At 71.6% G+C, this 14,226-nt stretch carries 13 protein-coding genes; 3 read left to right on the top strand and 10 right to left on the bottom strand.

Annotated elements, in window-relative coordinates; genetic code table 11:
- The first annotated feature begins 50 nt into the window (after positions 1-50).
- Positions 51-944, top strand: coding sequence for a 4-hydroxy-tetrahydrodipicolinate synthase (gene dapA / locus ACGFZA_RS34595; RefSeq protein ID WP_393684373.1), 894 nt, complete (start codon positions 51-53; stop codon positions 942-944).
- Positions 945-948: 4 nt separating this feature from the next.
- On the opposite strand, the gene dapD is transcribed toward dapA, so the two are convergent.
- The 5 genes from dapD to ACGFZA_RS34570 form a co-directional block, all read right to left on the bottom strand.
- Positions 949-1,938 (bottom strand): 2,3,4,5-tetrahydropyridine-2,6-dicarboxylate N-succinyltransferase, encoded by a 990-nt coding sequence (dapD, locus tag ACGFZA_RS34590; RefSeq protein ID WP_385285930.1) that lies wholly within the window; start codon positions 1,936-1,938, stop codon positions 949-951.
- Between the two features lie 242 nt (positions 1,939-2,180).
- Positions 2,181-3,128 (bottom strand): CU044_5270 family protein, encoded by a 948-nt coding sequence (locus ACGFZA_RS34585; RefSeq protein ID WP_393684370.1) that lies wholly within the window; start codon positions 3,126-3,128, stop codon positions 2,181-2,183.
- Positions 3,115-3,714 (bottom strand): RNA polymerase sigma factor, encoded by a 600-nt coding sequence (locus tag ACGFZA_RS34580; RefSeq protein ID WP_385285926.1) that lies wholly within the window; start codon positions 3,712-3,714, stop codon positions 3,115-3,117. Before ACGFZA_RS34580 ends, ACGFZA_RS34585 begins: the two co-directional genes overlap by 14 nt.
- A 97-nt stretch (positions 3,715-3,811) precedes the next feature.
- The gene (locus ACGFZA_RS34575) at positions 3,812-4,348 is read right to left on the bottom strand and encodes a TetR/AcrR family transcriptional regulator (protein ID WP_393684368.1); all 537 of its coding nucleotides are present in this window, start codon (positions 4,346-4,348) and stop codon (positions 3,812-3,814) included.
- Complete coding sequence (locus ACGFZA_RS34570) at positions 4,348-4,668, bottom strand: DMT family transporter (RefSeq protein WP_393684366.1); 321 nt, start codon at positions 4,666-4,668, stop codon at positions 4,348-4,350. Before ACGFZA_RS34570 ends, ACGFZA_RS34575 begins: the two co-directional genes overlap by 1 nt.
- A 216-nt stretch (positions 4,669-4,884) precedes the next feature.
- Here ACGFZA_RS34570 and ACGFZA_RS34565 point away from each other — a divergent pair, with 216 nt between their 5' ends.
- Positions 4,885-5,904, top strand: coding sequence for a hypothetical protein (locus ACGFZA_RS34565; protein WP_393684421.1), 1,020 nt, complete (start codon positions 4,885-4,887; stop codon positions 5,902-5,904).
- 202 nt (positions 5,905-6,106) lie between these two features.
- Complete coding sequence (locus ACGFZA_RS34560) at positions 6,107-8,350, top strand: PQQ-binding-like beta-propeller repeat protein (protein WP_393684364.1); 2,244 nt, start codon at positions 6,107-6,109, stop codon at positions 8,348-8,350.
- 135 nt (positions 8,351-8,485) lie between these two features.
- Here the strand turns inward: ACGFZA_RS34560 and ACGFZA_RS34555 are convergent, their stop codons facing one another.
- From ACGFZA_RS34555 to sufU, 5 genes are all read right to left on the bottom strand, one after another.
- Complete coding sequence (locus ACGFZA_RS34555) at positions 8,486-10,948, bottom strand: hypothetical protein (protein WP_393684362.1); 2,463 nt, start codon at positions 10,946-10,948, stop codon at positions 8,486-8,488.
- Positions 10,949-11,118: 170 nt separating this feature from the next.
- Complete coding sequence (locus tag ACGFZA_RS34550; protein ID WP_393684360.1) at positions 11,119-11,844, bottom strand: DUF6333 family protein; 726 nt, start codon at positions 11,842-11,844, stop codon at positions 11,119-11,121.
- A 42-nt stretch (positions 11,845-11,886) separates the two neighbouring features.
- Positions 11,887-13,281 carry a DUF3616 domain-containing protein gene (locus tag ACGFZA_RS34545; RefSeq protein ID WP_385285914.1) on the bottom strand — a complete coding sequence of 465 codons (1,395 nt, stop codon included), beginning with the start codon at positions 13,279-13,281 and terminating at the stop codon, positions 11,887-11,889.
- Positions 13,282-13,429: 148 nt separating this feature from the next.
- On the bottom strand, positions 13,430-13,768 hold the full coding sequence (locus tag ACGFZA_RS34540; RefSeq protein WP_093539690.1) for a metal-sulfur cluster assembly factor: 339 nt from the start codon (positions 13,766-13,768) through the stop codon (positions 13,430-13,432).
- Positions 13,765-14,220, bottom strand: a complete 456-nt coding sequence (sufU, locus tag ACGFZA_RS34535; protein WP_073968341.1) for a Fe-S cluster assembly sulfur transfer protein SufU — start codon at positions 14,218-14,220, stop codon at positions 13,765-13,767. Before sufU ends, ACGFZA_RS34540 begins: the two co-directional genes overlap by 4 nt.
- Positions 14,221-14,226 lie beyond the last annotated feature (6 nt).

Below are 14,226 nucleotides of genomic sequence, written 5' to 3'. Positions count from 1 at the left end.
CAAGAAGAACTAAGTGGACCTTCACGGTCCGGCGGGCCGACACTTCGGGCATGACGCCGACCGCACGCTCCCGCCCCCGCCCCTTCGGCCGCGCCCTCTGCGCCATGGTCACGCCGTTCACCGCCACCGGCGGCCTCGATCCCGACGCCGCGGCCGCACACGCCGCGACGCTGGTCGCCGACGGCTGCGACGGTCTGGTGCTCAGCGGCACCACCGGTGAGTCGCCGACCACCTCCGACGCCGAGAAGGCGGCCCTGGTACGCGCGGTGCGGGCGGCGGTCGGCCCGGACGTGCCGCTGGTCGCGGGCGTCGGGACGGCCGACACACGGCACACCGTGGAACTGGCCAGGCAGGCGGAAGAGGCGGGCGCCGACGGCCTGCTCGTCGTCACCCCGTACTACAGCCGCCCCCCGCAGGCCGCCGTCGAGGCGCACTTCCTGCGGGTCGCCGAGTCGACCGGGCTCCCGCTGATGCTGTACGACATCCCCGGCCGCACGGGCACCCGCGTCGAGCCGGAGACGATGCTGCGGCTGGCGGAGCATCCGCGCATCGTGGCGGTGAAGGACTGTTCGTACGACCTGCTGGGTGCGACGAAGGTGATCGCCGCCACCGCGCTCGCGTACTACTCCGGCTCCGAGGAGCTGAACCTGCCGCTGTACGCGGTGGGCGGCGCGGGATACGTCAGCACGGTGGCCAATGTGGCGCCGGGTCCGCTGCGCGCCGTGCTGGACGCCTTCGACGCCGGGGACACGGCCGGGGCGGCCCGCCTGAACGGGCTCCTGGCCCCGCTCACGGAGCTGATGATGGCGTCCGGGCTGCCCGGCACGGTGACCGCGAAGGCCCTGCTGGACGCGGGGCCGGTCCGCGAACCGCTGCAGCCCGCCGGACGCGAGGCGTCCGACGGGCTGCGCACGGCGTACGAGGAACTGCTCGCCGCCTGCTGACCGTTCAGTCGTTGCTGTGCAGGACGTCGTTGAGGCCGCCCCAGACCGCGTTGTTCGGGCGGGCCTCGACGGCCCCGCTCACCGAGTTGCGGCGGAAGAGGATGTTCGACGCGCCGGAGAGCTCGCGCGCCTTGACGACCTGACCGTCCGGCAGGGTGACGCGGGTACCGGCCGTGACGTACAGACCGGCCTCGACGACACACTCGTCGCCCAGCGCGATCCCGACACCGGCCTCCGCGCCGACCAGGCAGCGCTCGCCGATCACGATGCGCTCCTTGCCGCCGCCGGAGAGCGTGCCCATGGTGGAGGCGCCGCCGCCGATGTCGGATCCGTCCCCGACGACGACACCGGCGGAGATCCGGCCCTCGACCATGGAGGTGCCGAGGGTGCCGGCGTTGAAGTTGACGAAGCCCTCGTGCATGACGGTGGTGCCGGCCGCGAGGTGCGCGCCGAGCCGCACCCGGTCGGCGTCGGCGATGCGGACGCCCTTCGGTGCGACGTAGTCCGTCATGCGCGGGAACTTGTCGACCGAGGTGACCTGGAGGTGCAGGCCCTCGGCGCGGGCGTTCAGCCGCACCTTCTCCACGTCGTCGACGGCGACCGGACCGAGCGAGGTCCAGGCCACGTTGGTGAGCAGGCCGAAGAGCCCGTCGAGGTTCTGCCCGTGCGGCTGGACCAGGCGGTGCGAGAGCAGGTGCAGGCGCAGGTACGCGTCGTGCGCGTCGAGCGGCTTGTCGTCGAGCGAGGCGATGACCGTGCGGACGGCGACGACCTCTACCCCGCGGCGGGCGTCCACGCCGATGGCCTTGGCGGCGCCCTCGCCGAGCAGGTTGACGGCACGGTCGGGGGTGAGCCGCTCGGTTCCGGCCGGTCCGGGCTCGGCGGTGAGCTCCGGTGCGGGGAACCAGGTGTCGAGAACGGAACCGTCGCCGGCGATGGTGGCGAGGCCGGCGGCGACGGCGCCGGTGGTGCGGGTGGAAGTCGTGTCGGTCATGACGAGAACCTAACCGGCCGGGGGCGGCCCGGGCCAACCGGTCTCAGCGTCCGGGCGTCGCGGACGGCGCGCGGCGGGGCCGCTCCGCGCCCCCGCGAAACCGCTCACGGGGCGGGCGCGCGCACCGGCACGCCGGCTGCGGGCCGTCCGCCGGGCCTCACGGCGGGGACACGCCGGCCGTCGTCCGGGGGCCACCCCCCGGGTCCCCGGACGACGGACGGCGCGCGGTACGGACCCGGAGGTCACGGGCGCTGCCCCTGCCTGTCGACCACGGCCGCCGTCACCCGGGCGGTCAGGAGGAAGCCGGCCGGTGAGTCCAGCGACCCCTCACCCGCGTACAGCAGGGTCTGCGCGTTCAGGAGCAGCAGATCGCGCTCGCCGGGCAGATGGATGCCGATGGCCGGCCGGTTCAGTACGTCCTGGGTCCGGACGGCCTCCAGCCCGGGGATCGTCGCCATCGCCCGGTAGACGCAGGCCAGTCCCTTCGGGTCGGCGGGGTAGGACATCGCCAGCATGGACAGCGCCCGGAAGTCGTGCGCGGCGGTGGTCCCGTCATCGCCCGGGTAGAACGCGCGGGCCTGCTTCCTCACCTGGGCCGGGTCGGCCGGCAGATCCGCCAGGAACCGGAACCGCTCGCGGGGCGAATGGTCGTCGCCCGACTTCCCGTTCTCGAACGCCGGGTCCGCGTAGCGGTACCAGTGCTCGATCACCCGGAGGCCCTCGGCCTCCTCCCCCGACCGGCCGTCCCGCGCCAGGGCCTTCAGTTCGCGTTGCACGTCCTCGGTGGCGGCCTGCCCGGGCCCGTTCAGCCGTGGGCCGCCTTTCGTGTCCGCGACCAGTTCCTTGCTGTAGACCCACTGGCCCGCCTTCGGCGTCGGCACCGGATCGTCCGCGATCTCACCGGCCGCGTCCCTCAGTACCTGTGCGGCGCCGCCCGGCTCGGACACGACGACGGGAGACTCGCCCTGCTGGGCCTCCCGGTCACCGCCGATGGCCTGGGTGCCGATGAAGGTGCCCAGCACGACCGCCGCCACGGTCCCCACCGCGGCGATCCGCCAGTCGGCGCGCAGCCTCCGGCGGCGTCCCGCCGCCTCGGTCAGCCGCTGCCGTCCCTCCGCGAGGGCCGCCCGGTCCGGTACGGGCGCCCCGGCACGCAGTTCCCGTACCAGCGCCATCTCATCCGTGTCCATGAGCCACCTCCAGGCTTTCGGTAACGACTGTGGGATCGGAGCCCAGTGCCTGACGCACCTTGCGGCGGGCCCGGTTGAGCCGGGAGCGGACCGTACCGACGGGCAGGGAGAGTGCGTCGGCCACTTCCTGGTAGCTGAGGTCGGCCCAGGCGATCAGCAGCAGGACGTGGCGGTCGCCCGGGGACAGCGCGGCGAGCGCGCCCGCGAGTTCACCGTGGGCGGCCTGGGCGCTGACCCGGTGGTCGGCGCCCTCGCTCCAGGACTCGGCCACCGGGTCGGTTCCGGTGCGGGCCAGTGCGCGCAGGGCCCTGACCTCGGTGCGGCGGTGCTTGCCGATGAGGTTGGCCGCGATGCCGTACAGCCAGGGCCGCGCACTCTCCCGGCTCGTGTCGAAGCGGGCCCGGAGGCGGAAGGCGACGAGGAAGGTGTCGGCCGTGATGTCGTCGGCCGGCCCCTCGCCGAGCCGGCGGGCGGTATAGCGGTGGATGTCGGCGGCGTACCGGTCGTAGAGCAGCGCGAAGGTCTCGGGCCGTTCCAGCGACTGGCTGACCACGGCCGCGTCATCGTCTCTCGGTGGTCCGGTCACGGTGTCTCCGTCTTCTTCAGCAGGTCGCGCGAGGCGTGTCATCTGCTGTTGCCCGGAGCGGCCTTCCGGGTTCACGGACGGAGCCGCGGGGACGGGTTCAGCCGCTGATCCGGCCCAGCATCTCGCGCGCGTACGCCTCGTCGTAGGCCCCGCCGGTGAGGAGGACCTGCAAGCAGATCCCGTCCATCAGCGCGACCAGCGCCCGCGCCGTGGCCGGGCCGGTGCGCGGCGCCAGGAGCGCGGCGGTGTCGTCGGTCCACTCGGCGGCGACCGGGCGCAGCGCGGGCCGGCGCAGGGCGGCGAGGTAGAGCTCGTACTCCAGCTCCGCGCGGCCTCGGCCGGCGCCGAAGAAGTCTCCGAGCAGCCGGGCGAGTTCGCCCGCGAGGTCGGCGGCCGGGTCGGCGAGGGCCCGGCTCCCGCGCATGAGCGTGGCGAAGTTCTCGTTCGACCGGCGCAGAGCGGCGATCAGCAGTTCGTTTAGCGAGGCGAAGTGGTACGTCGTCGAGCCGAGCGGCACATCGGCCTCGGCGGCGACGGAGCGGTGGCTGAGCCCGGCGATCCCCTTGGCGCCGACCACCCGGATCGCCGCGTCGATGATCCGCTCGCGCCGTTCGGGGTCGTACCGTCGCGCCATCAGTGCGCTCCGCCCATATTGAGGACGACCACACCGGCGATGACCAGGGCGATTCCCGCCGCCTTGACCGGACTGCCGGACTCCCCCATGAACAGCATGCCGATGACGGCGACGGCGGCTGTTCCGATCCCGGCCCAGATCGCGTACGCCGTCCCCATCGACATCGTCTTGAGGGTCTGCGCGAGCAGCGAGAAGGCGAGCAGGTATCCGGCGACGGTGATCAGCGAGGGCCACAGCCGGGTGAAGCCCTCGCTGTACTTCATGGCGGTCGTCCCGGCCACCTCCGCCGCGATGGCCGCGGCCAGCAGTCCATATCCCATGTGTACGAGTGTACGCATCGCGGCTGCGGGAGGCCCGGGACCGGGAGGGCACCGGGGGCGCTACCGTGGTCCGTCCAGTACATGCCAGTTCATGATCGACTGACCGACGGAGCAGCAGTGGCGCAGGACGCGGGGTGGGGTGGCGGTGCCTACGGGGGCGCGCCGTACGGGGGACCCGGGGGGCCGCCCGGCTGGGGAGGCTGGGGCGGTGGCTGGATGCCGCCGAAGCCCGGGGTGATACCCCTGGGCCCGCTGCGGCTCGGGGACGTCCTGGGCGGCGCGTTCGCCACCGTGGGCCGTTACGGCAAGCAGTTGTTCGGCGTCGGGGCCGCCGCGTACGGCGGGGCGCTGGTCGTGGTCGCGACGGCCGCGGCGATCGCGTACTCGGCCGTCGCGGACCACATGGACCGGATACTGGCGCTCGGCTCCGAGGAGAGCCCCCGCTCGGAGGACTGGGTTCCGCTGGTCATCGCCTTCGGCTCGGTCGCCGTGGTGGGCCTGATCGCCGTCTCGGTCTCCACGGCCATGATGTACACGGCCGTGCCCGCGGTCCTCCAGGAGGCGGTCCTGGGCCGCCCGGCCACGTTCTCCGCCGTCTGGCGACGGGCCTGGGCGCGGATGCCGGCCGTGATCGGGACGGTCCTGCTGACCTGGCTGATCGCACTGGTCCCCCTGCTGCTCGCGTGGGCCGGTTTCCTGGCCTTCGTGATCGGCATGGTCAGCATGGACGGCGGCAGCGGGCCGGTCGCCGCGATCGTGATCGGCCTCCTGGGCGCCCTGGCGACGGCCCCGCTGGCGACATGGCTCTGGGTGAAGTTCAGCCTGGCCCCCTCGGCCGTCGTCTTCGAGAACCAGGGCCCGATCGCCGCGATGCGCCGCTCTTCCCTGCTGGTGCGCGGGGACTGGTGGCGGATCTTCGGGATCACTCTGCTGGCCGGCGCCATGGCCGGGGTCACGAGTTATCTGATCCAGATACCGTTCTCGTTCCTCGGCATGTTCTCCGGGTTCCTCGGTTCGGTGAATCTGGGCGACGACCCGAATCCGGCCTCCGTCGTCGTCGCGCTGAGCGGCTATGTGGTGTCGATGCTCGTCGGCCAGCTGGTCAGCCAGCTGGTCGTGGCCACCTTCCCGCCGCTGGTGGCCGGGCTGTTGTACGTCGACCGCCGGATCCGCACCGAGAACCTGGGCCCGGTCCTCGCCGAGGCCGCCGCGGTGCCACCGCAGTACTCGGCCTGATGAGGGGGCATCCGCGGGGCCGGAGCCAGGAGCCCGCCCGGCGGATGCGCCCCGTCGAGGGGCACCCCTCGGACTGGACGGACGGGCTGCCTGTCCGTCACCCGCTTTGCTCTGCGGTACCGCCCTGCGGCTAGTTTGTGTCCAGGACAGGTACGCGGGCCCGTGGTGGCGGAGACGCACGGGGGACGGGAGGTCGGAAAGAGTGTCGCTGCGCACAGGTGATCCAGCCGAGATCGGCGGTTATCCGCTGGAGGCCCGGCTCGGCTCGGGCGGCATGGGCACGGTCTTTCTGGCCCGTACGAGCTCCGGAAGACCTGTCGCGATCAAACTGATCCACCAGCAGTTCGCGGGGGACGACGAATTCCGCATCCGTTTCCGTCAGGAGGTGGCGGCGGCACGGCGGGTGAGCGGCGCGTTCACCGCCGCCGTGGTCGACGCCGCCCCGGAGGCCGAGCAGCCGTGGATGGCCACGACCTACATCGAGGGGCAGACGCTCGCCCAGCACATCACCACGAAGGGCCCGTTGGACGGGGCGGAGCTGCGCAGGCTCGCCATCGGGCTGGCGGAGGCGCTGCGCGACATCCACCGGGTGGGGGTCGTCCACCGTGACCTGAAGCCCTCGAACGTCGTGCTCTCCCCCGAGGGCCCGCGCGTCATCGACTTCGGCATCTCCCGCGCCGCGGACCAGCAGACGCTGACGATGACAGGGCGGGTCATCGGCACGCCGCCCTTCATGTCGCCGGAGCAACTGCAGGCGCCGCGCGGTGTGGGACCGCGGTCCGATGTCTTCTCGCTGGGGACACTGCTGGTGTACACGGCAACCGGCCACGGGCCCTTCGACGCGGACAGCCCGTACATGACGGCGTATCAGGTGGTGCACGAGGAACCGTCGTTGGGCGCCGTTCCGACGGCGCTGCGCGCGGTCGTCGAGTCGTGCCTGGCCAAGGAACCCGAGAGCCGCCCCTCGGCGGACGAACTCCTGGTACTGCTGCGGGACCTGCCGGCCGACCTCGGCGGGAGTGACACGGACGTGGCCGGCACGGGCCGCACCCGCGACATGAACACCCAGCATCACCTCCTGACGCGGGCCACCCCTGCGCCGAGCACCCCGGCCACCGGCCCGGCCGGTCCCGGCACGGGGAGCCCCGGCACTCCGATCGCGCGTCGTCTGCGCCGTCGGTGGCGTCCCGTGCTCGCGGCCGCGGTCGCCGTGGCGGCGATCGGCGGCGGGGTGGCCACGCTCCAGGCGGGCGGCTTCGGGGGCAGCGGCGACACCGAGGGCAAGAGCGCCGCGGAGCCGGGCGCCGCGCTTCCGGACGGCTTCGCGCCGTGGCGCACGACGGTGCCGGGCGGTCGCGCGGACATCCCCGACGAGCTGCGGTGCGTCGCACGCGGCGAGGCGCTGTTCTGCGGGGGCGGGGGTGTCGTGGCGGCCCGGATCAGCGCACTGGACGGCTCACGGGTGTGGACGGCGAAGAGCCCGGGCGTTCCCGTCCAGGGCATGCACCTGGTGGGTGCCACCGACGACACGGTGCTCGGTTACCGCTTCGCCGCCCAGGACGCCCCGCAGGGCCCTCCCAGCGAAGTGGTGGCGCTCGACGCGGACACCGGCCGGGAGCTGTGGTCCGTACCCTCCGGAGCCCAGTCGACGGCCGTCACGGGCCGCACCCAGGACGCCGTCGTGACCGGCTCCTCCGTCGTGACGGTCGATGCCGCAGGCTCCGGCTTCGAGGCCCGGGACGCACACAGCGGTGAGGTCGCCTGGACGACACCGTTCCCCGCCGGCACGCAGTGCGCCGCCGTCCCCGTCGGTCAGCGGCTCCTGGCGATGTGTGCGCCGAACGGGGAGGTGGACGGCACGGACGTACTCCACCCCACCCTGGCCACGATCGACCGCGCTTCGGGCGCACTGGGCAGGCCCATCGCCGTCGACGGCCCCGCCGTGCCGGTCGGCGTCGACGACGACGGCCGGCTCGTCCTCCTCCGGGAGCACATGGAGGGGCCGGCCCTGGCCGGCTACGAAGGGGTGACGCGGGTCGATCCGGCCTCACGGAAGGTCACCTACTCCCCCCTGGCCAAGACCTGCGCGGGGACGCCGGGTATGGCGGACGGCACGGTCTACGTCAGCGGGCAGACCGGTCTCGTCACGGCCATCGACCCGGCGACCGGCCGGGCTAAATGGTCGCGGCAGACGTCCGTGGAGGGTGCGTCGGGTCCGGTGGCGGGAGCCGGCGCGGTGTACTTCAGCTCGGCCACCGGCCGGGTCGCCGCGCTGTCGCCTCGGGACGGCACATCCCTGTGGGCCACGGACCCGCGGGCCGAGGGCCTGACGGGCGAGGAGGGCGCGAGCCCCCGCGTGACCGTCGTGGGGCGTGCGGTGATCGTGGCCGCGGCCGAGAACACGCTCTTCGCCTTCGACACGCAGAAGCCGCCGAAGTCGGGCTGACCCCGACGCCGCCGGGTGGCGGACAACGGGATGCGCGGATGCCGACTGCCTCCGGATCGGAATGAGCCTCACCCCCCGTCCTTCGGGGGGGGTGAGGCTCGTTCCGTGTCGACCGTGCGGATCACCGCCGATGGATCAGCCGGTGGCGCCCTGACGCCTGCGGCGCGTCCACCACACCAGAGCCGCGCCCGCGGCGACGACCGCTGCGGCGATACCGGAGATCATCCCGATCGGGGTGTCGGAGCCGGTGTCGGCGAGGCCGCCGTCCGGGTCCGGCCTGTTCGCCGGCGGCTGGGTGTTCCCGCCCGGACCGGTCGGGTCCGGGGCCGGGGCCGACGCGTGGTCACCCGGCCCGCTCGGCTCGGGACCGGGCTTCGTGGGCGTGGGGGTGGGGGTGGGGGTGGGCTTGGGGTCCTCGCCCTCGCCCGCCGCCACCTCGCCGCCACCCAGGAAGAGGGTGTCGGTATCCCGGTAGGAGACGTCATCGGACACCAGGGACGTCTTGGTGGTGGTGTCCAGAGTGCGGTGTTCGACGTTGAACCGGGTGCGGGAGATGTTCTGCTTGGGCTGCTTGGAGAAGTCCACGCCGCCGACACCCTGGTTGTAGACCTTGCCGCCGTACTCCAGCTCGAACCACTCGATGCCCTTCAGAATCGAGTCCATGTAGCGCTTGTGGACGTCCTCGCGGGTCCAGTTCTCGTTGGGAGCGCGCAGCGGCCACGCCGAGACGTCGTTCGAGTCGATGATCTTGTGGAAGTCGGTCGGCGACTTCGCGTCCTGCTGCCGGATGTACTCGGCGGCGACGCGGGCGGTGTAGACGGCGCGCAGGTCGGCGTAGTCGGGGTCGTTGTTGACCCGCTCCTCCACCAGCGGCATCACGTTCGTGCGGACGCTCGCCTCGATGGCGTGCTTCTGCGCGTCGGTCAGCCCCTTGCACTCGGTGGAGCCGGGTGCCTGCCACTCGACGTCGAGCCACTGGGTGGACACCTTCAGGGGTGCGTCGAGGATGTAGATCCCGCCGTCCTGCTCGCGGACCTGCGCGGGCTTGGGCTCGATCCACATGCGCACGCCCGGGAAGCAGGGCATGCCGTTCTGGCGGGGAGCGGTGTCCCAGTACCGCCTGGCGCCCGCGTGCTTGTCCGGGTTGAGGGCTTCGGAGAAGTCGTGCTTCATCTCCAGGTCGGATTCGAGCAGGACCCGGCCCGCGTCGGTCGTGCCGAACTTCGCCTCCATGACCCGGTCGGGCTCGTCCGGGTTGAGGTTGACCCAGAACTTCTCCGGGGTCAGTGCGAGCCAGGTGAACAGGGCGTCGGAGGAGAGCTGCATGCGCGCCTCGCCACCGAAGCCGGGATTCTCGTCGGGGTCGGGCATCTGGTCGGCACGCATGGAGTACTGCATGCCCTTGCCCTTGCCCAGGCCACCGACGTAGCGCAGTTCCAGGGTGGTGAAGTCGACGCCGCCCGGACCACCTCGCGGGAGGGTGCCCCGGGAGTCGAGCCGGCGCGCGTCGGCCTGGATCTTCCTGGCCTCGCTGAGGGTCTTCCCCGAACCGTTGATGCGGTCGTTCAGCGAGCCGCGGGTTCCGCAGGTGGAGGCGGCGGCGAGTCGCATCGTGCCCTGGCCGCCCTGGCAGCCCGGGGCGAACCACCTCTGGTAGTCGGAGTAGCCCCTGATGGGCTTGGTCCGCGGGACGGGGTTGTAGATCCGCTGGTTGCCGCGGACCTGGTTCGTCTGGCCCGGCCGCAGCCGGTTGACGTAGCGGTTGAAGTTGTCGACCTTCTTGCGCTGGGTCTCGCTGAACGGCTTCGCGCCGGTGAAGCGGAACTTGTGGTCCGGCATGAGCCGGGCCACCTTCCGGTCCTTGCCGAGCTGCTTGTTCGTCAGCTCCGAGTTCGACTTGAACTCGTTGAACTCCTTGGAGCGCTGGTTGTAGGCGTCGTACCGGCGCGTGTCGACGACATTGCCCTGTGCGTCGATGAGTTCGACGGTGACCTCGCACAGCCAGTCCGGGCCGACCAGGCGGAAGTCGCGGACGAGCTGGCGCTCGAAGGACGATCCCTTGTGGTTGTTGATCTGGTTGCGGATGTACCGGTGCTCGAACCAGTGGTCGAAGCTCAGGCCCTCGTTGTTGTTGAAGTACCGGGCGTAGATCTCGAAGCGACGGTCCTCCGGGTCACCGGACTTGTCCGCGGCCTTCTGCCACGCCTTGTAGTTCTTCTCCGTGTCGCCCGGGACCTTGGACAGGGCCTTGGTCCTGTTGGCGGCCGTCGGCGCCTTCACCCCGTCGTACGCCTTGCCGGGCAGGTCGTAGTTGAAGTTCTTCGGATTGCCCTGCCAGGTGGAGAAGTTCGAACCGGTGGGGTCGTTGGGGAAGCCGGAGTTCGCCGGTGTACTCGGCTCCGTGCGTCCCAGGTTCTTCTTGTCGCAGCGCTGAGCGCCGGGCTTGATCCTCGCCGAGACGGCGCGTGGCGCCGCGGTGGCGGTGTCGGTCTCGATGCCGGGCAGACCGGTTACGGTGACCGCCGAGGCGATCCCTAACGCTGCCAGGACACGGCCGCCCACACGCCACCGCTCGGGTATACGCAGTGCTCTGTTCAAGAGTGACCATCCCTCATATGGGGCCTTGAGGGGCTAGGGGCGGCGCGTGAGGCCCCCGTGACGTGTACGCGCCGCCCAGTCACCCTAGACGGACCCGTCGTCACGTAAAAAACGGTTAAGGGCGTGTCTGCGATCCACCCGAAGTGCTCACAAAGGGAGTTGAGCTGCGCTCAGCCGGTGAAGTACAGACTCTCCATGCGGCCGGTCGCGTGTTCGCTGTGCCGCACCCTCAGCGAGGAGGCCTCCAGGTCGGCCCTTCCCCACGGATCCGCGTCCCCGAGACATGCCGTGGCGAGGGCGCCCCAGTCGTTCTGGTTCGGGTCGTCATCCAGGTCGACGTACACATCGAGGTCTTCGAGGGCTTCCGCGGTGATCCCCAGTGCGGACATGACCCCTTGCGGGTCGCCGGTCACCACGAACGGTTCGTCACCGGGCCAGCCGCAGGCGTGGAACATGGTGCCGTCCGGCAGCCACACGAGGTCCTCGGTGTGCTCGGCGCCGAAGTGCACCTCCACCCGGCCCACGATCCGTGCGTCGGGAAAGCGCTCACGCAGCCGGGTGGCCTCCGCGAGCAGCGGCATGTCGCTGCCGTCGTCCGCGAACGCCGGATCGGAGACCGATATGACGTTTCCCCACACCCCCACCTGGACGACGTCCAGATCGGCTCTCGTCGCGACGGTGGCCATGTCGCTGCGCCTGCGGAGGCCGAGGTCCTCGGTCACGTCGTCGACAGCCCCCAGGGAGCGCGCGAACTCCGCTGCCGGTCCTGTGGCGTTGGGCGGAAGCTCTCCGACCGCCGCGGTGAACGGCGGCCGGAGAACAGTCAGTTCGAAGCGGCTGCCGCCACCCCGGGTCGCACGGCCGGGAGGCAGGGTCCAGAAGTCGGTGTCAGACATGCCCGTCACCGTAACGGCTCCCCGGTCCCCCCGCCCGGCGGCTCAGCCGTTGAGGGTGAACCAGGTCGCGCGGGACTTCTTCCACTCGTCGTGGTCGAGGTCCTTGGCCTCCGTGCCGTCCCCGTACAGATCGGCCGATCCGGCGTCGGTGATCAGCTGGGCCCGCACACCGGAGGCGTTCAGGTCCGGCACGTCGACGACGGCCTCCCAGCCGCCCGGGTCGGCGGTCGGCAGGTCGAGCCGCTTGACCGGCGCGTGTCCGGCCACACCGTCCCAGGAGTAGAGGGCGTACGGGTCGGAGTTGTCGTCCGCCGCCCAGGAACCGGCCACGATCAGGTACTGGTCGGCTGAGTTCTTCCGGATGTCGCGGATGCTGAGTCCGCCGAGGTCCAGCTCGACGGGCGTGCCGATGACCGCCTTCGCTCCGGAGCCGGCCACCTGGTCGAAGTTGGTGACGGGCACGATCAGTGCCTTGCCGCCCGCCTTCGGCGGGACGAGCGGTGCGCGGAAGCCGAGGTAGGCCGTCGTCGTCGAACCGGGTGCGAACTCCAGGCCCTCGACGTTGAACCCGTCGATCTGCTTGGGGACTTCGCCGTCCGCCGTCCCCGCGGCGAAGCCGTAGCGGTTGCCGTTGGCCTTGTCCCAGGCCACGAGGTCGTCCCGGAGCTTCTTGTACGAGCCCTTGACGGTCAGCTGCGTCCCGGCGCCGGAGCCGCTCACCGTGGTCGTGAAGACGGTGTTGCGGTCGGCCTTGTACTCGCCGTCCTTGTTGTTGCCGAGCGAGCCCGTCCAGTAGATCGTGTTCCCGACCCGGGCCGCGCCCTCGATGTCGATCTCCTTGGAGACGCCGAGCTTCGAGGCCACGTCCCACGTGCGTACGGGCGCACCGGAGGAGGACCGGTCGTAGAGACGCAGGGTGTTGGACTCGTCGTCGGCGACGACCGCGTAGCCGCCGCCCACGTCGACGGCGGCCGAGGCGTCGGACGAGCCGGTGAGGTACCGGGTGTCGGAGGCGTTCTGCACGGCGGCGGAGGCCGCGTAGTGCAGCGACTTGGTGGCGGTCTTGCCGCCGAGGCCGGTGACCTTGATGGTGAGGTCGGTGTAGCCGCGGGCGTGCGCGGCGACGCGGAGCTGCCGGGTGGCGCCGGTGCCGGTCACGGTGACGTCCCCGGTCGCGGCGACGGACGACTTGGAGCTGGCGGAGGCCGCCACGCCGAGCGCGGTGACGTCGGCGCCGCTCTGGGCGACGGTGACCGTCACCACGGGATCGGCGGTGGCGCCGACGGCGCCGGAGAGGTAGCCGGCCGACAGGGTGATCGTCGGGGTTCCGTAGTCGGCGGCGTGCGCGGGCACACTGAGACCCAGTGCGGCCAGCGCGAGGGCGCCTCCCGCGGCGGCGACGGAACGGCGGTGGCGGAGGACGGGGTGATGCGGCACGGTGTACCTCTCGTCGGCGTGGTGTCGAGGAGTAGGTTCCGGTTCCTGTGCCAACGGGGGGCGCACGCCAGGGGTACGCCGGACGAACAACGCCGAACGGCCCCCGGCGGGCTTGCGCCGGGGGCCGTTCACACGCGTACGGACATGCTCAGACGTTGAAGCCCAGCGCGCGCAGCTGCTCGCGGCCGTCGTCCGTGATCTTGTCCGGGCCCCACGGCGGCATCCAGACCCAGTTGATGCGGAGCTCGTTGACGATGCCGTCGGTGGCGGACTTCGCCTGGTCCTCGATGACATCGGTCAGCGGGCAGGCCGCGGACGTCAGGGTCATGTCGAGGGTGGCGATGTTGGCGTCGTCGATGTGGATGCCGTAGATCAGGCCCAGGTTGACGACGTCGATGCCCAGCTCGGGGTCGACGACGTCGTACAGCGCCTCGCGGACCTCCTCCTCGGAGGCCGGCTTGGTGGTGAGAGTCTCGTTGTCGCTCATGCCGTCTTCCCTTCGGACAGCGCTTGCGCCGTCGCGTCCTTCCACGCCATCCAGCTCAGCAGCGCGCACTTGACCCGGGCCGGGTACTTGGAGACACCGGCGAACGCGACCGCGTCCTCCAGCACCTCCTCCATCGCGTCGTCCGGCTCCAGCTGTCCCTTGGACTGCATCAGCTCCAGGAACGCGGCCTGGATCTTCTGGGCCTCGCCCAGTTCCTTGCCGACCAGCAGCTCGTTCAGCACGGAGGCGCTGGCCTGGCTGATGGAGCAGCCCTGGCCTTCGTAGCTCACATCGGCGATCGTCTCGCCGTCGTACCGCACCCGCAACGTGATCTCGTCGCCGCACGTCGGATTGACGTGGTGCACCTCGGCGTCGCCGTCCCGCAGGCCGCGCCCGTGGGGGTGCTTGTAGTGGTCCAGGATCACTTCCTGGTACATGGAATCAAGCTTCACCAGTCA

The organism is Streptomyces sp. NPDC048211 (genome assembly GCF_043202315.1).
Classification (GTDB): domain Bacteria; phylum Actinomycetota; class Actinomycetes; order Streptomycetales; family Streptomycetaceae; genus Streptomyces.
The sequence above is the reverse complement of the archived record's forward strand: the minus strand, read 5'-3'. Positions and strand labels throughout refer to the sequence as shown.